The 18,324-nt window shown below is 71.2% G+C and carries 16 protein-coding genes; 14 read left to right on the top strand and 2 right to left on the bottom strand.

Annotated elements, in window-relative coordinates; all coding sequences use genetic code 11:
* Positions 1 to 115: 115 nt before the first annotated feature.
* The 8 genes from ACFPZ3_RS40580 to mutM all read left to right on the top strand — a co-directional run bounded on the left by ACFPZ3_RS40580 (position 116) and on the right by mutM (position 8,069).
* Positions 116 to 1,660 carry a DAK2 domain-containing protein gene (locus ACFPZ3_RS40580; protein WP_379519677.1) on the top strand — a complete coding sequence of 515 codons (1,545 nt, stop codon included), beginning with the start codon at positions 116 to 118 and terminating at the stop codon, positions 1,658 to 1,660.
* A gap of 69 nt (positions 1,661 to 1,729) precedes the next feature.
* Positions 1,730 to 3,904: an ATP-dependent DNA helicase RecG gene (gene recG, locus ACFPZ3_RS40575; protein WP_379519676.1), complete on the top strand. Its 2,175-nt coding sequence runs from the start codon at positions 1,730 to 1,732 to the stop codon at positions 3,902 to 3,904.
* Positions 3,905 to 4,328: 424 nt separating this feature from the next.
* Positions 4,329 to 4,895 (top strand): 16S rRNA (guanine(966)-N(2))-methyltransferase RsmD, encoded by a 567-nt coding sequence (gene rsmD / locus ACFPZ3_RS40570; RefSeq protein WP_379519675.1) that lies wholly within the window; start codon positions 4,329 to 4,331, stop codon positions 4,893 to 4,895.
* Between the two features lie 14 nt (positions 4,896 to 4,909).
* Positions 4,910 to 5,386, top strand: coding sequence for a pantetheine-phosphate adenylyltransferase (coaD, locus tag ACFPZ3_RS40565; RefSeq protein WP_379519674.1), 477 nt, complete (start codon positions 4,910 to 4,912; stop codon positions 5,384 to 5,386).
* Between the two features lie 54 nt (positions 5,387 to 5,440).
* On the top strand, positions 5,441 to 6,010 hold the full coding sequence (locus ACFPZ3_RS40560; RefSeq protein ID WP_379519673.1) for a YceD family protein: 570 nt from the start codon (positions 5,441 to 5,443) through the stop codon (positions 6,008 to 6,010).
* 1 nt (position 6,011) lies between these two features.
* Positions 6,012 to 6,191, top strand: coding sequence for a 50S ribosomal protein L32 (gene rpmF, locus ACFPZ3_RS40555; protein WP_033409409.1), 180 nt, complete (start codon positions 6,012 to 6,014; stop codon positions 6,189 to 6,191).
* Positions 6,192 to 6,406: 215 nt separating this feature from the next.
* Entirely contained in the window at positions 6,407 to 7,126 is a 720-nt protein-coding gene (gene rnc, locus ACFPZ3_RS40550) for a ribonuclease III (protein WP_379519828.1), read from the top strand.
* A 97-nt stretch (positions 7,127 to 7,223) separates the two neighbouring features.
* Positions 7,224 to 8,069 (top strand): bifunctional DNA-formamidopyrimidine glycosylase/DNA-(apurinic or apyrimidinic site) lyase, encoded by an 846-nt coding sequence (gene mutM, locus ACFPZ3_RS40545; protein ID WP_379519672.1) that lies wholly within the window; start codon positions 7,224 to 7,226, stop codon positions 8,067 to 8,069.
* On the opposite strand, the gene ACFPZ3_RS40540 is transcribed toward mutM, so the two are convergent.
* Positions 8,017 to 9,192 (bottom strand): MFS transporter, encoded by a 1,176-nt coding sequence (locus tag ACFPZ3_RS40540; RefSeq protein WP_379519671.1) that lies wholly within the window; start codon positions 9,190 to 9,192, stop codon positions 8,017 to 8,019. The genes mutM and ACFPZ3_RS40540 overlap by 53 nt on opposite strands.
* Positions 9,193 to 9,281: 89 nt before the next feature.
* Here ACFPZ3_RS40540 and ACFPZ3_RS40535 point away from each other — a divergent pair, with 89 nt between their 5' ends.
* From ACFPZ3_RS40535 to ACFPZ3_RS40510, 6 genes are all read left to right on the top strand, one after another.
* Positions 9,282 to 10,181: a LysR family transcriptional regulator gene (locus ACFPZ3_RS40535; protein ID WP_379519670.1), complete on the top strand. Its 900-nt coding sequence runs from the start codon at positions 9,282 to 9,284 to the stop codon at positions 10,179 to 10,181.
* Between the two features lie 9 nt (positions 10,182 to 10,190).
* Entirely contained in the window at positions 10,191 to 10,478 is a 288-nt protein-coding gene (locus ACFPZ3_RS40530) for an acylphosphatase (protein ID WP_379519669.1), read from the top strand.
* Between the two features lie 190 nt (positions 10,479 to 10,668).
* Positions 10,669 to 10,863 (top strand): hypothetical protein, encoded by a 195-nt coding sequence (locus ACFPZ3_RS40525; RefSeq protein WP_106249247.1) that lies wholly within the window; start codon positions 10,669 to 10,671, stop codon positions 10,861 to 10,863.
* 167 nt (positions 10,864 to 11,030) lie between these two features.
* A complete protein-coding gene (gene smc, locus ACFPZ3_RS40520; RefSeq protein ID WP_379519668.1) occupies positions 11,031 to 14,768 on the top strand; it encodes a chromosome segregation protein SMC in 3,738 nt (1,245 codons plus the stop codon).
* Positions 14,769 to 14,821: 53 nt separating this feature from the next.
* A complete protein-coding gene (gene ftsY, locus ACFPZ3_RS40515) occupies positions 14,822 to 15,997 on the top strand; it encodes a signal recognition particle-docking protein FtsY (protein WP_379519667.1) in 1,176 nt (391 codons plus the stop codon).
* A 254-nt stretch (positions 15,998 to 16,251) separates the two neighbouring features.
* Positions 16,252 to 17,919, top strand: a complete 1,668-nt coding sequence (locus ACFPZ3_RS40510) for a tetratricopeptide repeat protein (RefSeq protein ID WP_379519666.1) — start codon at positions 16,252 to 16,254, stop codon at positions 17,917 to 17,919.
* Between the two features lie 73 nt (positions 17,920 to 17,992).
* On the opposite strand, the gene ACFPZ3_RS40505 is transcribed toward ACFPZ3_RS40510, so the two are convergent.
* Positions 17,993 to 18,324 (bottom strand): ABC transporter ATP-binding protein (locus tag ACFPZ3_RS40505; protein WP_379519665.1); only part of this gene is annotated, 332 nt, incomplete at its 5' end.

Genomic DNA, 18,324 nt, shown 5'->3' with positions numbered 1-18,324 from the left:
ATAGTCTCCTCGACAACGGTAGCGCATCCAGCCCAGCAGGTCGGTCGTAGCCGACCGGTTGGGGGATACGGAGGCCGGTCGGGGCAGATGAGCCGGATGTCTCGGAGGGCGCACTTTGAAGATCCTCGACCCGCCCGCGGTGCGGCGCTGGGCCCGCCTGGCCGCCGACGCGCTCGGCCAGGCCAGGACGGAGATCGACGCGCTCAACGTGTTCCCCGTGGCCGACGGCGACACCGGCACCAATCTGCACCTGACCATGTTGTCCGCGGCCGAGGCCGTCGAGTCGTTGCCCGAGGACGTGGACGCGGCCGTGGTGTGGCAGACGCTTTCGTACGGGGCCCTGGTGGGGGCGCGCGGCAACTCGGGGGTGATCGTCAGCCAGGCGCTGCGCGGGCTGGCCGAGGTGCTGAAGGACGGGCAAGACCTGCGCGCCGGGCTGCTCAGGGCGGCCGTGCTGGCCAGGGAGGCCGTGGCCAGGCCGGTGGAGGGCACGGTGCTGAGCGTGCTGGAGTCGGCGGCTCAGGCCGTTCAGGGGGTGGAGGGCGACCTGCCCGAGGTGGCCAGGCAGGCGGCGGGGGAGGCGCGGGCGGCGCTGCGCCGTACGCCCGACCAGCTCGACGTGCTGGCCCGCAGCGGCGTCGTGGACGCGGGCGGGGCCGGGGCGGCGATCGTGCTGGAGACACTGGCCGAGGCGATCACGGGCGCCCATCCCGGCCACTACGACGTGCCCGCGCCCACCTCGCGGGTGTCGCCGATGACGGAGGTGGGGGCGGGGTACGAGGTGATGTACCTGCTGGACGCCGACGACCGGGCGGTGGCCGCGCTGCGGCGTGAGCTCGACGTCATGGGCGAGTCGCTGGTCGTGATCGGCGGCGAGGGCCTGTGGAACGTGCACGTCCACGTGCCCGAGGCGGGTCCGGCCGTCGAGGCGGGGATACGGGCGGGCCGGCCGTACCGGATCCGGATCACCTACCTGGCCGAGCGCACCCACCGGGGCAGCGCGGGCCGCGGCGTCGTGGCGGTCGCCGCGGGGGACGGGATCGCGGCGTTGTTCGAGGAGTGCGGCGCGGTCGTCGTACGGCGCGATCCCGGCACCAGGCCGGGTCTTCCCGCCCTGCTGGCCGCGATCAGGCAGGCGGGCAGCGAGGTCGCGGTCCTGCCCAACGACGACGGCGTGCGCTCGGTGGCCGCCGCGGCGGCGGAGATCGCCCGCGAGGACGGCGTCGCCGTCAGCGTGCTGCCCACGAAGGCGACCGTGCAGGGCTTGGCCGCGCTGGCCGTGCACGACCCGCTGCGCCGCTTCGACGACGACGTGGTGGCGATGACGGACGCGGCGGGGCACACGAGGTACGGGCATGTGACGGTGGCCGACAGAGAGGCGTTCACGAGCGCCGGGGTGTGCCGGCCGGGGGACGTGCTCGGCATGATCGACGGGGACGTGGCGGTGATCGGCGCCTCGATCGACGGCGTGGCCACCACGGTGGTGGACCGGATGCTGGCGGGCGGCGGCGAGCTGGTCACGCTGGTCACGGGCGAGCGGGCGCCTGAGGGGCTGGCCGGGCGCGTGGAGGAACATCTGGGGCGTACGCGGCCGGACGCGGACCTGGTGGTGTACGACGGCGAACAGGGCGGCTACCCCCTCCTGATCGGCGTCGAGTGACCCACGACCGGGGAGCCCCCGTGGCGTCGGCGGGATTCCTGTCGGCCGGAGGCGGTAGAACTTAATGCCGTGAGCCGTTTCGACGAGCCTCTGACGAAGGCGCTCGACCCGAAGACCGCAAAGCTGCTGCACAGCGTGCTCGGCCTGGAGACGGTCGGCGACCTGCTGCGCCACTACCCGCGGCGTTACGCCGAGCGCGGCGAGCTGACCTCGCTGGACGCGCTGGAGGCCGACGAGCACGTCACCGTGGTCGGCGAGGTGACCAGGCTCATGCGCAAACCGATGCGCAACCGCGGCGGCACCTGGCTGGAGGTCGAGGTCGTCGACGGCAACGGCAAGAGGATCTACCTGTCGTTCTTCGGCAAGGGCTCGCACGTCGCCGAGTCGCGGCTCAAGCCGGGGCGGAGGGGGATGTTCGCCGGCAAGGTGGGGCTGTTCGGGTCGCGTACGAGCCCGCGCTGGCAACTCGCGCACCCCGAGTTCGAGCTGTTCGAGGAGAACGAGGCGAGCGCCGAGGAGTTCGCGGCGGCGCCGGTGCCGATCTATCCGGCGGGCAAGGACCTGACGCCGTGGGCGATCAGGCGGGCGGTCGGCATGGTGCTCGACACGCTCGGCCCGCTGGACGACCCGCTGCCCGCCGCCCTGCGGGCCCGCCACGGGCTGCAGGACCTCGGTGAGGCGCTCGTGTCCATCCACCGGCCGAAGGACTTCGCCGAGATGGGGCGGGCGCGCAAGAGGCTGAAGTTCGACGAGGCGTTCGTGTTGCAGGCCGTGCTGCTCCAGCGGCGCCAGGCCGCCACCGCCTGGCCCGCCAAGGCCAGGCCCAGGCGCTCCGACGGGATGCTGGCCGACTTCGACACGCGGCTGCCGTTCTCGCTGACGGAGGGTCAGGCGCAGGTGGGCGAGGAGCTCGCCGCCGACCTGGCGCTTGAGCACCCCATGCACCGGCTGCTGCAGGGCGAGGTCGGCGCGGGCAAGACGGTGGTGGCGCTGCGGGCGATGCTCCAGGTGGTCGACGCAGGGGGCCAGGCGGCGCTGCTTGCGCCCACGGAGGTGCTGGCCCAGCAGCATCATCGCTCGATCACGAACATGCTCGGCGACCTGGCGCAGGGGGGCATGTTCGGGGGCACGGCGGTGACGCTGCTGACCGGTTCGATGAACGCCGCCTCCCGCCGCTCCGCCCTGCTCGACGCGGCCTCGGGCACGGCGGGGATCGTCGTCGGCACCCACGCGCTGCTCCAGGAGCACGTGCAGTTCGCCGACCTGGGCCTGGTCGTGGTGGACGAGCAGCACCGGTTCGGGGTGGAGCAGCGTGACGCGCTGCGCGAGAAGGCGGGCGGCGGGCGGCCGCACGTCCTGGTCATGACGGCCACCCCGATCCCGCGCACGGTGGCCATGACGGTCTTCGGCGACCTGGAGGTCTCGACGCTGTCGCAGCTCCCGTCGGGCCGCGCCCCCATCACCACCCACGTCGTGCCGGCCGCCGAGAAGCCCCACTACCTCGAACGCACCTGGCAGCGGGTCAGGGAGGAGGTGGGGCTGGGCCGGCAGGCTTACATCGTGTGTCCCCGCATCGGCGACCTGGAGGGCGACGAGGGCGACCTGGCGACGCCGTCGGACGACGACCGCCGCCCGCCGCTCGCGGTCCTCGACGTGGCCGAACTCCTCACCGAGGGCCCCTTCCACGACCTGCGCGTGGCCACGCTGCACGGCAAGCTGCCGCCGGAGGAGAAGGACGCGATCATGCGCTCGTTCACCCGGGGCGAGCTCGACGTCCTGGTGGCCACGACGGTCATCGAGGTCGGCGTCGACGTGCCCAACGCCTCCGTCATGATCATCATGGACGCCGACCGCTTCGGCGTCTCCCAGCTCCACCAGCTTCGCGGCCGCGTCGGCCGCGGCGGCCTGCCCGGCCTCTGTCTCCTGGTCTCCGACTTCCCCGAGGGCACCCCGGCGCGGGCCCGGCTGGACGCGGTGGCGACCACCCTGGACGGCTTCGAGCTCTCACGGGTGGACCTGGAGCAACGGCGCGAGGGCGACGTGCTGGGGGCCGCGCAGTCGGGCAAACGGTCGTCGCTGAAGCTGCTGCAACTCCTGCGCGACGAGGAAGTGATCGAGACGGCCAGGGAAGAGGCCGCCGCCCTGCTGACGGACGACCCCGAGCTGACGGCCCACACGGGGCTGCGAGCGGAGATCGACCGGCTCCTGGCAGACGAACGGGCGGAATACCTGGAAAAGACCTGAGAAGGCATCTGAGCGGCCGGGAAGGCCAAACGAGCGCACGGAACTCGGTGAACAGGCGCCGTTGCGGCGGCCGGCCATGTGCGGGCGTCAGAAGCGTCTTCCTGGAGGCCGTCGGCCACGTGCGGCGGGTGGGGCCTGCTCGGCTCTGCCGTAAGAGAAGATCCTGATCTTTGAAGAGAACCCAGCCGCGGGGACGGCCTCCCCCCGAATGCCGTCCCCGGCTGGGCCCACCCTCGGGTCAGGTGCCGAGGGAACCGGCGTGCGGAAGGGCTCACGATCACGCCGGTCGGCCTTCATGTGGGTCACCTTGAAGGCCGCAGACTCATCATGCGGGCCCGAACCCCCGATGCCAATCACCCTTGCGCAGTCGAGGCAGACACTTGTCCACTCTTGACCTGCGTGAACATGCGGAACAATGGGTCACATGACGCGGATCATCGCAGGCACAGCGGGTGGACGGCGGTTGGCCGTGCCGCCGGGGCGCGGAACGAGGCCCACCAGCGACAGGGCGCGAGAAGGCATCTTCTTGACGCTCGATTCACTTTACGGACTCCACGGGGCCCGCGTCCTGGACCTGTACGCCGGTTCGGGGGCGATCGGCCTGGAATCGCTGTCGCGGGGGGCGGCCGAGGCCGTGCTGGTCGAGTCCGATCCCAAGGCGGTCCGCACGATCAAGGCCAATGTCGGGTCGCTCGGCCTCGAAGGCGCCCGTGTGGTGGCGGGCAAGGTGGAGCGGGTGCTGGCGGAGGAGCCGGGCGAGCCGTACGACATCGTCTTCGCCGACCCGCCCTACGCCGTGCCGGACGACGAGGTGCAGACGGTGCTTGAGCTGCTGCGCGGCAACGGCTGGTTGGTTGATGCGGGGTTGGTGGCGTTCGAGAGGGAAAGCAGGGGAAAGCCCCTGATGTGGCCAAAAGGTTACGTTGAGGAGAGGGTCCGTCGTTATGGCGAAGCGTCCGTTTGGTACGGTCGCGCCGCCGGGAACCCGTAGACCTGGGAGGCGTCTTGCGCCGCGTAGTCTGCCCGGGGTCGTTCGACCCCATCACCAATGGCCATCTCGACATCATCGGCCGAGCAGCACGGCTGTATGACGAGGTGACCGTGGCAGTCCTCATCAACGTCGAGAAAAGCAGCCTGTTCACGGTGGATGAACGGATCGAAATCCTGCAGACCGTGACGAAGGAATATCAGAACGTCAAGGTGCGGAAATTTCATGGGCTGCTGGTCGATTTCTGCAGAGACAACAACATCCCCGCCATCGTCAAGGGCATCCGCGTGGTCAGCGACTTCGACTACGAGTTGCAGATGGCGCAGCTCAACTACCGCCTGTCGGGAGTCGAGACCCTGTTCATGCCCACCAATCCCGAATACTCGTTCCTGTCCTCCTCCAGGGTGAAGGAGATCGCCCGGTATGGCGGGGACGTCTCCGGACTCGTGCCCGATCTCGTCCACACGCTCCTCATCGAGCGGCTCAGGGGCTGACCGCGACCTGCTATCCTTTCATTTCGGCCTTGTACGACGGCGATCATTTTCGCCATGCCTAATGAGAGCAGGATGACTCAGCACCTCGACCCCCGCTCGCCTTGGGTGATATCCACTCACGACCTGGGAAAGCGGCCGGGGACGATGCGGCAGATGACCCTGACCCTCCCGGCACCGGTGGACCTCGGCGTTGACATGATCGGTGTCGCCAAAGACGCCGAAGTCGAGCTGGAACTCCGGCTCGAAGCAGTGATGGAAGGCGTGCTCGTCTCAGGCACGGCGCAGGCCCCGCTCTCCGGGGAGTGCGCGCGGTGCCTCGATCCGGTCTCCTCCGAGATCGAGGTCGGTCTGCAGGAGCTGTTCTTCTACTCCGACGAGGATGCCTCGGAGGAGGATTCACTGCTCGACGGAGAGCTGTTCGACCTCGAACCGACCTTCCGCGACGCGGTGGTGCTCGCACTGCCGTTGAGCCCGGTCTGCGGTGAAGACTGCGCGGGGCTCTGCACGGAGTGCGGGGTCAAGCTGGCCGAGGCCGGCGACGATCACCGGCACGAGAAGATCGACGCCCGCTGGGCGTCGTTGCAAGGTCTGATTTCCGACAAAGATAACGATCAGGAGAAGTGACGTGGCCGTCCCGAAGCGAAAGATGTCGCGGAGCAACACCCGCGCCCGTCGCTCCCAGTGGAAGACGACTGCTGTCGCCCTGGTGAGCTGCCCGCAGTGCCGTTCGCCGAAGCAGCCGCACATCGCCTGCCCCACCTGCGGCACCTACAACCGTCGTCAGGTCATCGAGCCGTCCGCCTGATCCGCGAGCAGTTGACGTGATGCCGACCGGGTGCCAAAGTGCCCCGGTCGGCGTTACCGTTTCAGATGCGTGCGGTGGCGGTTCGCCCGCGGCCGTGGTGGACGCCGGGGCTACGCGTTACCCCGACGCCCACCACGTTTTCGGGCATCATTCGCAGCCGACGCGCCATGTGAAGATGTCCGAGGAGGAAGCACGTGGGCGCAGGTCCTAAGCCGGTGGCCGTGGAGGTCGCCAGAGACGAGCTGGAGCGGGTCCTGAAGGTCGGCCTGGACCCCGACATTCTCGAGCGGGCGCTGACGCACCGCTCCTACGCGTATGAGAACGGCGGCCTGCCCACCAACGAGCGCCTGGAGTTCCTGGGCGACTCGGTGCTGGGCCTGGTGGTCACCGACACTCTCTACCGCAACCATCCCGACCTGCCCGAGGGCCAGCTCGCGAAGCTGCGCGCCGCGGTGGTCAACATGCGCGCGCTGGCCGACGTGGCCCGTGGCCTGGTGCTGGGCCGGTTCCTGCGGCTCGGCAGGGGCGAGGAGGGCACCGGCGGGCGCGACAAGTCCTCCATCCTGGCCGACACCCTTGAGGCCCTGATCGGCGCGGTCTACGTCGACAAGGGCCTCGGCGAGGCCTTCCGGGTCGTGCACCTGCTGTTCGACCCGCTGATCGTGCGCTCGGCCTCGCTCGGCGCCGGGCTCGACTGGAAGACCTCCCTGCAGGAGCTGACCGCCTCCGAGGCGCTCGGGGTGCCCGAATACCACGTGGAGGAGAGCGGACCCGACCACGCCAAGTCGTTCACGGCGATGGTGCGGGTCGGCGGCGAGTCCTACGGCTCGGGCACCGGGCGCAGCAAGAAGGAGGCCGAGCAGCAGGCGGCCGAGGCGGCCTGGACGCGCATCCGGGCCCGGCGGGAGCAGCGCGAGAGCCAGCCCGCGAGCTGACGCTCGGCCCACCCGGCGGGAAGCGTCGCCGGGGGTTTCGGTGTTGTCCAAATGGTGAGAGTTACGTTTCCCCAGCGTTTGGAGGGCGAGGTCCGAAATGCCTGAGCTGCCGGAGGTCGAGGTCGTCAGGCGCGGTCTCGCGCAATGGGTGACAGGGCGCGAGATCGCCGCCGCGGAGGTGCTGCACCCCCGGGCCATCAGGCGTCACGTGCCCGGCGCCGACGAGTTCGCCGCGCGGCTGAAGGGCCGCGCGGTGCTGTCGGCCGAGCGCCGCGGCAAATACCTGTGGCTGCCGCTGTCGGGCGACGGCGAGGCGCTCATGGCCCACCTGGGGATGAGCGGCCAGCTCCTGGTCGTGGACCCCGACTCGCCGCTGGAGAAACATCTGCGGGTACGCCTGAGCTTCGAGGACGGCGGCCCCGACCTGCGCTTCGTCGACCAGCGCACATTCGGCCACATCATGCTCAGCCCCCTGGTGGCGGGGGTGCCCGCGCCGATCTCGCACATCGCTCCCGACCCGTTCGAGGCGGCGTTCGACGAGGCCGTGTTCACCAGCAGGCTCAGGGCGAAGCGCACCGAGGTCAAGCGGGCCCTGCTCGACCAGTCGCTGATCAGCGGCGTCGGCAACATCTACGCCGACGAGGCCCTGTGGATCGCCAGGCTCCACTGGGCCCGTCCCACGGAGACGCTCACCCGGCCCAAGGTGGCCGAGCTGCTCGGCGCCGTCCGCACGGTCATGGGCGCCGCGCTGGAGCAGGGCGGCACGTCGTTCGACAGCCTGTACGTCAACGTCAACGGCGAGAGCGGATACTTCGAGCGCTCGCTGGAGGCGTACGGCCGCCGTGATCTGCCCTGCTCGCGCTGCGGCACCGCCATCAGGCGGGAGGCGTTCATGAACCGGTCGTCCTATTCCTGCCCCAGATGCCAGCGACGGCCGCGCTGACCACGGCCAGACCGGTCCCCGCCCACATGACGGCAGAGACGGACACGCCGTCCGCGATCCGGCCTCCGGCGAACGCGCCGAGCGCGATCGAGACGTTGAAGGCGGAGACGAACAGTGCCGTGCCGAGCTCGCCACCGCCCTCGCGCATGATCCACAGTTGCAGGGTCACCCCGACGCCGCCGTAGCCCAGGCCCCACACGACGAGCGCGACCAGGGGAGGCAGGCCGGTCAGCGCGAGGGCCGCCATGGACAGCGCCATGAGCACGGCCAGCGTGATCAGCGTGGACCTGGGGTTCCTGGCCGCCCGCGCCCCGGCGGCGAAGTTGCCCGCGACGCCCGCGGCCCCGTACAGGAGCAGCGCGGTGCTGACGAGGGCGGGACCGGCGAGTGAGACCTCCTCCAGGAACGGGCGGAGGTAGGTGTAGGCCGCGAAATGGCCGGAGACGGTCAGCGCGGTCAGGGCCAGGACGACCGTGAGAGGCCCTGAGAGCCACGAGAAGCGCTTGTCCCGCGCCGGGGCCGCCACGGGCGCGGCCGGCGGCCGCAAGGGCGGCAGCGTCGCGGCCAGCAGCACGAGCAGGGCGACGGCCAGCACCCCCGTGGCCACGAAGGTGCTGCGCCACCCCGCGAACGACGACACGAACGTCCCCGCGGGCACCCCCAGCACCGAGGCCACCGACACCCCGCCCAAGATGATCGACGTGGCACGCCCGACGGCCCGTTCAGGCACCAGCCGCGCCCCGATCCCGGCCGCGAAGGCCCAGAAGCCGCCGATGCTCACCCCGGTCAGCACCCTGGCGGCCAGCATGACGGGGTACGTCGGCGCGGACGCGGCCACCAGGTTGGCCACCGCCAGCAGCGCCATCAGGCCGAGCAGGACGTGGCGCCGGTCGAGCCGGCGCGTGGTGACCGCCAGCACGGGTGCGGCGATCGCGGCCACCAGCCCGGGAGCCGTCATCGTCAGCCCGGCCGTGCCCGCCGACACGCCGAGGTCGGAGGCGATCGAGGTCAGGAGGCCGACCGGCAACATCTCGCTGGTCACGATGGTGAAGGTGCCCAGCGCGACCGAGGCCACGGCGAGCCGGCGCGCCCGAACGGGCGCGGAAACGTCAGTCTGGGTCATGCCGTTCAGCCTCTTGCGGCACGCTACGCGGAACAATGGCGAAGATCGAAGGCTTGGTTTAGGCAGGCTAAGCGATCGGAGGCCAGGAAATGGAGTTCAGGGAGCTGGAGTGCTTCATCGTGCTCAGCGAGGAGCTGCACTTCGCGCGTACGGCGGAGCGGCTCTACCTGTCGCCGGGGCGGGTGAGCCAGCTCATGCGCTCCTTGGAGCACCGGATCGGCGGGCGGCTCTTCGACCGGTCGAGCAGGCGGGTGCGGCTCACGCGGCTGGGGGAGCGGTTCCTGGCGGATCTGCGGCCCGCGTACGACGGCATGGCCGGCGCCGTGAGCCGGGCCAGGGCGGCGGCCAGGGAGGTCACCGGGGTGATCAGGGTCGGGTTCCTGGCCACGCCGACGGATGTGGTGACGGGCAGTGTGGAGGCGTTCGAGCGGCGCAACCCCGGCTGCCGCGTCGAGCTGGTGGAGATCCCGCTCGCCGACCCCTTCAGCAGGCTCCGGGCCGGGCAGGTGGACATCGCGTTCACGCTGCTGCCCGTGGACGAGCCGGACCTGGCCACCGGCGAGGCCCTGAACAACGTCTCCCACCGGCTCGGCGTCTCCGTACGCCACCCCCTCGCGAACCGGCCCGGCATCAGCGTGGAGGAGCTGGCCTCCATCGCCCTGATCGGGCTGGACGGCCCGGCCCCGCGCGCGTGGCAGGAGCGGATCGCACCCACCGCCACCCCTTCCGGGCGGGTGATTCCGCAGGCCGGTAAGGTGGCCACGACCCAGGAGGGCCTGACGCAGGTGGCGCTCAACAGGGGCGGCATGTTGTTCTGCACGCCCTCGGCCGACCAGCACAACCGTCCCGACATCAGTTTCGTGCCGGTCGCCGGACTGCCCGCCTCGATCTTCGGCCTGGCCTGGGTGAAGGCGGGGGAGACGGCGGCCATCCGGGCGTTCAACGAGGCGGCCGTCGGTCAGGTGGCCCTTGAGGCGCTGGTGGCGTGAGGAGACGAGATGCCGGAGAGCGGGGAGAGCGCCCGGCTGACCGCGTGGGTGCGGGGGCGGGTCCAGGGTGTGGGCTTCCGTTGGTGGACCCGGGCGCGGGCACTGGAGCTCGGCCTCGCGGGCTGGGCGCGTAACACCGAGGACGGCCGCGTCGAGGTCGTCGCGGAGGGCCCGCGAGAGGCGTGCGTCAAGTTGCTGGACCTGCTCAGAGGTTGCGACACGCCGGGCAGGGTGGATGGAGTAGTGGAACGTTGGAGCGAACCACGAGGTAGTTTGACTGGGTTTGCGGAGAGGTAGCGGCTTTTGTCAAACAGCTCAAATGGGGTATAGTTGTATGTCGGGAGTGCCCATCAGTAGGGCGCAGCGGTTCGTTCGACTTGACCGCCCACACTGCCGGTGCGACTCTTGTTAGGTACCACGCGCACCCCTCCCGCGGAATAGAAGTGCGCGAACCAGTCTGGTCACTCAGCGTGGAGGACCCTTTACCATGGCGAAGGCTCTACTCGGCCACGTCGGCGGTCCTGACCCTCGAATGGTTTCGGAGATGCGCCGTTTGCAGCAGCGCATCCGAGACCTGGAGGCAGAACTCATCCGACTTCAGGCCACCAATGACGCTCTTGCGGCGCAAACCCGCGACGAGGCGATTAGTCGCATGCAAGAGCGCGAGCCGGCACTCACCTGAGAGTGATCGGAGCGCAAGACCCAGGGACGTCTCTGAGAGGCGTCCCTTGTTATTTTCCCGAACGAACAAAGCACTGGTCAAACATGTCCAGGACTGCAGATGCCCACGTGGGGCAGTGAGGACCAGTAGGCTTTTCCGAAGTCCGTTCAGGGAGAAGGGGGCCGCGCTTGTATTTGAAGACCCTCACCCTGCGCGGCTTCAAGTCTTTCGCCTCCGCGACCGCCCTGCGCTTCGAGCCGGGCATCACCTGCGTGGTCGGCCCCAACGGCTCCGGCAAGTCCAACGTCGTCGACGCGCTGGCCTGGGTCATGGGCGAGCACAGCGCCAAGTCGTTGCGCGGCGGCAAGATGGAGGACGTCATCTTCGCCGGCACCTCCAACCGGCCGCCGCTCGGCCGCGCCGAGGTGACGCTGACCATCGACAACTCCGACGGCGCGCTGCCGATCGACTACACCGAGGTCACGATCAGCCGGCTGATGTTCAGGTCGGGGCAGAGCGAATACGCGATCAACGGTGACACCTGCCGCCTGCTCGACATCCAGGAGTTGTTGTCCGACTCGGGCATCGGCCGCGAGATGCACGTGATCGTCGGGCAGGGCCAGCTCGACGCCGTGCTGCACGCGGGGCCCGAGGACCGGCGGGCGTTCATCGAAGAGGCCGCGGGCGTGCTCAAGCACCGCAAGCGCAAGGAGAAGGCGCTGCGCAAGCTCGACGCGATGCAGGCCAACCTGACCCGCGTCCAGGACCTCGCGACCGAGCTGCGCCGCCAGCTCAAGCCGCTGGGCCGCCAGGCGGAGATCGCCCGCAAGGCCGCCGTCATCCAGGCCGATCTCCGTGACGCCAGACTCCGGTTGCTGGCCGACGACATGTGTATCCTGCGCGCCACCCTCGAACGCGAGGCCGCCGACGAGGCCGCGATCACGTCCAGGCGGCAGCAGGTGGAGAGCGAGCTGAGCGAGGGGCAGCAGCGCGAGTCCGCCCTGGAGGCCGCCGAGGCCGAGACCCAGCCGCGCCTGGCCGCCGCCCAGGAGACCTACTTCCGGCTGTCCTCCCTGCGCGAGCGCATCTCGGGCCTGGAGCAGCTCGCCGCCGAACGCCACCGGCACGCGCTCGACGCCGCCGCCATCGAGCGCCGCGGGCGCGACCCCGAAGACCTGGAGCGCGAGGCGGCCGAGGTCCGTGAGCGGGAGCTGCTCCTGCGGGCCGAGCTCGAACAGGCGCAGGAGTTGCTCGACGAGGCCGTCCAGCGGCGGGCCGAGGCAGAGGCCGGGCTGAGCACCGAGGAGCAGCGGCTCGCGCTGGCCGCCAGGGCCGCCGCCGACCGCCGCGAGGGGCTGGCCCGGCTGCGTGGCCAGGTCGATTCCGTACGCAGCCGCGCCCGCGCCGCCGACGAGGAGATCGGCCGCCTCCGGCAGGCCGTGGCCGGCGCCGGCGATCGCGAAGGCCGGGCCAGGGAGGACCTGGAGGCCCAGCGGCTGGAGGAACCCGCCGTCGATCCCGCGCTGGCCGAGGAGCTGGCCGCCGCGCAGGCCGCCGTCGAGGAGGCCAGAGCGGTGGCCGACGAGGCGCGGGCGGCCGTGGAAGAGGCCAAGTCCGCCCTCGACGCGCCTCGCGCCGCCCTCCAGTCCGCCAAGGCAGGGGTGGGCGCCGCCCGCGCCACCGACCAGCAGGCACAACGCTCGGTTGCCGCCCTGGCCGCCCGCCGCGACGCCCTCGAACTGGGCCTGGCCAAGGGCGACGGCGGCACCGCCCTCTTGGACGCCGACCTGGGCGGGGTCGTGGGCCCGCTGGCCGCATCGATGCAGGTGACACCCGGCGCCGAACTGGCCGTCGCCGCCGTGCTGGGCCCGGTCGCCGAGGCGATCGCCGTCAAGACCCTGGACACCGCCGTAGAGGCCCTGGAGCTGCTCCGCGCCCGGAGCGCAGGCCAGGCGACCCTTCTGGTGACAGGCAACGGGTTCAGCGGCGACGCGGAGCGAGTGAGCCCCGCGCTCGCCGCCGGGCCCACCGAGCACGGCGGGGACCGGCGCCCGCGGGCGGCGGCTCCTGGCGGCGGCCGGTGGGTGGCGGACCTGGTGACGGTGCCCGATCACCTCCGTCCCGCCCTGGAGCACGTGCTGGCGGATGTCGTGCTCGTGGACGACCTGGAGACGGCCCGAGCCGTCGTAGAACGCCACCTCCACCTCCGAGCGGTCACCAAGGCGGGCGACCTCGTCAGCGCCCACCTGGCCGCGGGCGGGTCTGAGGGCGGCACGTCCGTGCTCCAGGTCCGGGCGGCGCTGGACGAGGCGGTCAGAGACCTGGAGGCGGCCGAGGCCAGGGCCGAGGAGAGCGCCGAGGCGCTGGACCAGGCGGTCGCGGGCGAACAGGCCGCGCAGACCGCGCTGGAGGAGGCCCAGGCACACGTCAACGAGGCGCAGACGGCCGTCAGCACGGCCCAGGCGGGGGTGAGCGCCGCCCAGGGCATGCTCGACCAGGTCAGGGGACGGCAGCGGGAGGCCGACCAGCGCAACGCGGCGGCGGCCAGGCGGCTGGCCCAGCTGGAGGCCGCCGCCAACGCGGCCCGCGACGAGGCCGAGCGCCTGGCGGGCAGCGTGACGAAGGCGGAGGAGGCTCGTGCGGAGGGGCTGGAGGAGCTGGCCGAGCTGGAGGTCCGCCTGGCCGAGGCCGAATACGCCCAGGAGCTGGAGTCCGAGCCCACCACCGACCGGCGCGACGACCTGGCGAGCGCCTGCGAGGCCGCCAGGCAGCGCGAGATGGACACCCGCCTGCAGGTGCGCACCGCCGAGGAGCGCGTCAAGGGCATCGAGGGCCGCGCCGACGGCCTGCTCAGTGCCGCCAGGCGGGAGCGCGAGGAACGCGCCCAGGCGGCCGCTCAGCGTGCCAGGCGCAGGCGGCAGGCCGCCGTGGCGGAGGCCGTCAGCAAGGGCGCCAAGCGGGTGCTCGGGGCGCTGGGGGCCTCCGTCCAGCTCGCCGCCAGGGAGCGCGACGACGCCGACCTGGCCAGGGTGGCCGTGGACGCCGAGCTCAAGCAGGTACGCGTGCGCGTGCGCGAACTCGGCCAGGAGCTGGACAAGCTGGTCAACCGCGTGCACGGCAACGAGATGGCCCGCACAGAGCAGCGGCTGCGGCTGGAGCAGATGGAGCAGCGGGCCCTGGAGGAATACGGGGTCGAGACCGAGAGCCTCCTGTCCGAATACGGGCCGCAGGCGCCGGTGCCGGGTGAGCCGCCCGTCCCCTACGTGCGCGAGGAGCAGGAGAAGCGGGCCAGGGCGGCCGAGCGGCAGATGAACCAGCTCGGCAAGGTCAACCCGCTGGCGCTGGAGGAGTTCGCGGCCCTGGAGGAGCGGCACGCGTTCCTCAACTCCCAGCTCGAAGACCTCAAGAAGACCAGGCGCGACCTGATGACCGTGGTCAAGGAGGTCGACGACCGGGTGGAGCAGATGTTCTCCTCGGCCTACGAGGACGTGGCCCGCGAGTTCGAGCAGATCTTCACCAGGGTCTTCCCCGGCGGCGACGGCCGGTTGGTGCTGACCGACCCGAGCGACATGCTGACCACCGGCATCGAGGTCGAGGCCAGGCCGCCGGGCAAGAAGGTCAAGCGGCTGTCGCTGCTGTCGGGCGGTGAGCGGTCGCTGACGGCGGTGGCGTTCCTGATCTCGATCTTCAAGGCGCGGCCGTCGCCGTTCTACGTGATGGACGAGGTCGAGGCCGCGCTCGACGACACGAACACGCAGCGGCTGCTGAGGTTGTTCGAGGAGCTGCGGCAGAGCTCACAGCTCATCGTGATCACCCACAACAAGCGCACGATGGAGATCGCCGACGCCCTCTACGGCGTGTCGATGCGTGGTGACGGCGTGACCCAGGTGGTCAGCCAGCGGCTCAGGGAGCGCGAGTCCGCCTGATCGGTGTGGCCTTGGGCGTGACCATGGTGGTCGATCTGGAAAACTGACATCTTGTGGATGGTTACCTCGGCGTCATCGTGATCGTGGCCGTCGTCGCCCTGTTGGCGGCCGGCGGTCTCTTCCTGCTGTTCAGGCCGGGTCGCAAGGCGGCCCCGCCGGTCAAGCCGCCAGAGGCCCCCGTTCTTCCCGAGGAGGAGCGGCCAGCAGCCGACGTGGGCGAGGAGGGCGAGGGCGCGACCACCACGCTCCCACCGCCCGCCAAACCGGCCGAGCCGGTCGTCGTCGAGCCCGAGGTGGAGGTTCCGCCGCCGTCGGCGGGCCGGATGGTGCGGCTGCGCTCGCGCCTGGCCCGCTCGCAGAACGCGCTCGGCCGCGGGCTGCTGGAGCTGCTGTCCCGCGACCGCCTCGACGACGACGCGTGGGACGAGATCGAGGAGCGGCTCATCACCGCCGACGTGGGCGTCGCGCCGACTCGCGCCATGGTGGAGGAGCTGCGCACCAAGGTCAAGGTGCTGGGCAGCCGCACCCCGGGCGAGGTGCGCGGCCTGCTCAAGGAGCAGTTGCTCGCCCAGATCAACCCCGACCTCGACCGTACGCTGCACGTCCAGAAGCACGGGGAGCGTCCCGCGGTCGTCCTGGTCGTGGGCGTCAACGGCACCGGCAAGACCACCACCACCGGCAAGCTCGCCCGCTCCCTCATCGGCGACGGCAAGAAGGTGGTGCTCGGCGCGGCCGACACCTTCCGCGCCGCCGCCGCCGACCAGCTCCAGACGTGGGGCGATCGGGTCGGGGCCGAAACCGTGCGGGGGCCCGAGGGGGGCGACCCGGCCTCCGTGGCCTTCGACGCGGTCGCCAAGGGCATCGAGGAGAAGGCCGACACCGTCATCGTCGACACCGCGGGCCGCCTGCACACCAAGACCGGACTCATGGACGAGCTGGGCAAGGTCAAGCGGGTCATCGAGAAGAAGGCCACGGTCGACGAGGTACTGCTGGTCCTCGACGCCACCACGGGCCAGAACGGCATGCGCCAGGCCCAGGTGTTCGCCGAGGTGGTCAACATCACCGGCATCGCGCTGACCAAGCTCGACGGCACCGCCAAGGGCGGCATCGTGATCTCGGTGCAGCGGGAGCTGGGGGTCCCGGTCAAGCTGGTGGGGCTGGGCGAGGGGCCCGACGACCTGGCGCCGTTCGACCCCGAGGTGTTCGTGGACGCGATCCTCGGCGACTGAGTTTCGGCCCCGCCGTAATCTCCGGCGGACCGGCCCTTACCAGATAAATATTGATGGGCACTTTTCGATGTGCTGACATGTATCGGTCATCAATGATCGTTCGGTCCCACATGAACGTGAAAGGCCCGCGCATGAAGAAGATCGTCGTTCACCGGCCAGGAATCGTGAAGCCGACCGCCGCGGCGGCGCCGAGGCACAACGCCTGAGCCGCCCGGCCGGCGTCTCATGAGGCGCCGGCCGCGTCGGACCTCGCCGTGGACACGATCCTCCTCGACGCCGACCGCCGGATCGGCGGGCCCTACACCCTGGGCGCGGCCCTGCTCGGCCACCTGGTGCCGATCGCGCTGGAGCGCGAACCCGCCCTGGTCGCCGCGCACGACATCGAGATCCGGGCCGCCGCGCCCCGATTACGCGATCTCGTGCCCGCCCGCAGGCGATCGCTGGCCGACGACCTGCCCAGGGAGCAGCGCGTGCTGGTGCCGGGCGCGCGCCGCAGCCTGCGGATCGCCAACGGGCTGGCGGAGTTCGTCGCCGGCCTGGCACATCCGCTGACCATGAAGGTCGCGAACCTGGGCGAGGCCGACCACACCGACGCCGAGCTGGTGGCCGTGCTGCGCCGCCGCCTCGGCCCCGGCCTGCTGCGGATCGAGGAAGGGCCGTCCGCCCCCGGCGCGGGATCGTTGCCGGCCGACTTCGACCGCTACCGCGACGAGGGCTTCCATCACGCCATGGCCGAGTCGGGGCTGGAGGAGTTGCGCGGGCTGGCGTACGAGGACGATCCGGAGCGCTGGCAGCGGCTGCTGCAGCGGGTGGCCGCGTCGCTGGAGGCCGTCGAGCGCGAGGACGAGGCCCGCGAGCTCTACGACCGGCTCAGGCGTGAGAGCACCGACCCGAAACAGCGGGCCACCGCCGCCTACGCCACGGCCATGATCCTCGTACGCCACCACGACCCCGCCCGCCGCGACCCCGAACAGGCCCTGGCCTGGATCAACGAGGCCGTCACGATCACCTCCCTGCTGCCCGTCGCCCGCGAACGCGCCTTCCACCTCGGTTTCGACCTCAACGGCAAGGCCCTGGTGGAGGTGCGCAGGGGCCGCCACGACGCCGCCATGGCCCTGGTGCGCCAGGCCATCGAGCTGGCCGAGACCCACCTGCCGGACGAGCACCCCATCCACCGCCTCGTGTTGTACGTCAACAGGGCCCGCCTCCTGACCATGGCCGGGCTGCGGGAGCCGGCGCTGGCGGACTACACGCGCGCCATCGAGGCCGACCCCGGCTACCCCGACCACTACCTCGACCGCGGCAACCTCCTGTACGAACTGAACCGTCATGAGGAGGCCCTGGCCGACTACGAGAGCGTCATGCGGCTCAGCCCGCCCTTCCCTGAGGCGTACTACAACCGCTCGGAGCTGCGCTACACCGCCGGCGACCTGGACGGGGCCCGCGCCGACCTGGACCACACGCTGGAGCTGGACCCGGAGTTCGCGCCCGCGTACGTCAACCGCTGCGGCCTCCACGTGGCGGCGGGCGACTACGCGCTGGCCAGGCGGGATGTGGAGCGCGGCCTGGCACTCGCGCCCGGCGAGCCCCACCTGCTGTGCGTGCTCGGTCAGGTGGAGCTGGCCGAGGAGCGTTTCCCCGAGTCCCGCGCCGCCTTCGACCGGGCGCTGGAGCTCGATCCCGAGCTGGTGGCGGCCTGGGCGGGCCGGGCGGAGCTGGCCTTCGAGCGCGGCGACCACGAGGCGGCGCTGTCCGACCTGACGCGGGCGTTGAAGCTGGAGGAGACGGCGGAGCTGCTGTACAACCGGTCGCTGGCGTACCGGGCGGCGGGGCTGACAGGGCAGGCGCGCCAGGACCTGGTCAGGGCCGCCGAGCTGGCCCCGGAGGACGGGGACATCCGGCGGACGCTGTCCGACATATAACGGGACGAAGGGGGCCGGACGCTGTCCGACATATAACTGGAGGAAGGGGCCGGACGTCGTCCGGCGGATAAGGTCAGCCGCGGGAGAGCGGCCTGATCGGGACGACCAGGGGAGTCCCCGCCACCGGATCCGCGATGATCTTGGCGTCCAGCTCGAACACCTCGCGCAGCAGGTCCTCGGTCAGCACCTCGTGCGGCGTGCCGGAGGCGATCACCCGGCCGTCGCGCATGGCGACCAGGCGGTCGGCGTAGCGGGCGGCCAGGTTGAGGTCGTGCAGGACCATGACGACCGTGCGGCCGGCCTCCTCGTGCAGGTGCCGTACGAGCTCCAGCACCTCCACCTGGTGCGCCAGGTCCAGGAACGTGGTCGGCTCGTCGAGCAACAACAGGTCCGTGCCCTGGGCCA

The organism is Nonomuraea insulae (genome assembly GCF_042656245.1).
This window is presented reverse-complemented; position numbering and strand designations above follow the sequence as displayed.

What these genes read in the sequence shown, in the direction of transcription:
- rsmD (WP_379519675.1), top strand. Translation starts at nt 4,329, where the DNA reads ATGACGCGGATCATCGCAGGCACAGCGGGTGGACGGCGGTTGGCCGTG.
- ACFPZ3_RS40540 (WP_379519671.1), bottom strand. Translation starts at nt 9,192, where the DNA reads ATGACCCAGACTGACGTTTCCGCGCCCGTTCGGGCGCGCCGGCTCGCC.
- ACFPZ3_RS40530 (WP_379519669.1), top strand. Translation starts at nt 10,191, where the DNA reads ATGCCGGAGAGCGGGGAGAGCGCCCGGCTGACCGCGTGGGTGCGGGGG.
- ACFPZ3_RS40525 (WP_106249247.1), top strand. Translation starts at nt 10,669, where the DNA reads ATGGCGAAGGCTCTACTCGGCCACGTCGGCGGTCCTGACCCTCGAATG.
- mutM (WP_379519672.1), top strand. Translation starts at nt 7,224, where the DNA reads ATGCCTGAGCTGCCGGAGGTCGAGGTCGTCAGGCGCGGTCTCGCGCAA.
- ACFPZ3_RS40535 (WP_379519670.1), top strand. Translation starts at nt 9,282, where the DNA reads ATGGAGTTCAGGGAGCTGGAGTGCTTCATCGTGCTCAGCGAGGAGCTG.
- ACFPZ3_RS40560 (WP_379519673.1), top strand. Translation starts at nt 5,441, where the DNA reads ATGCCTAATGAGAGCAGGATGACTCAGCACCTCGACCCCCGCTCGCCT.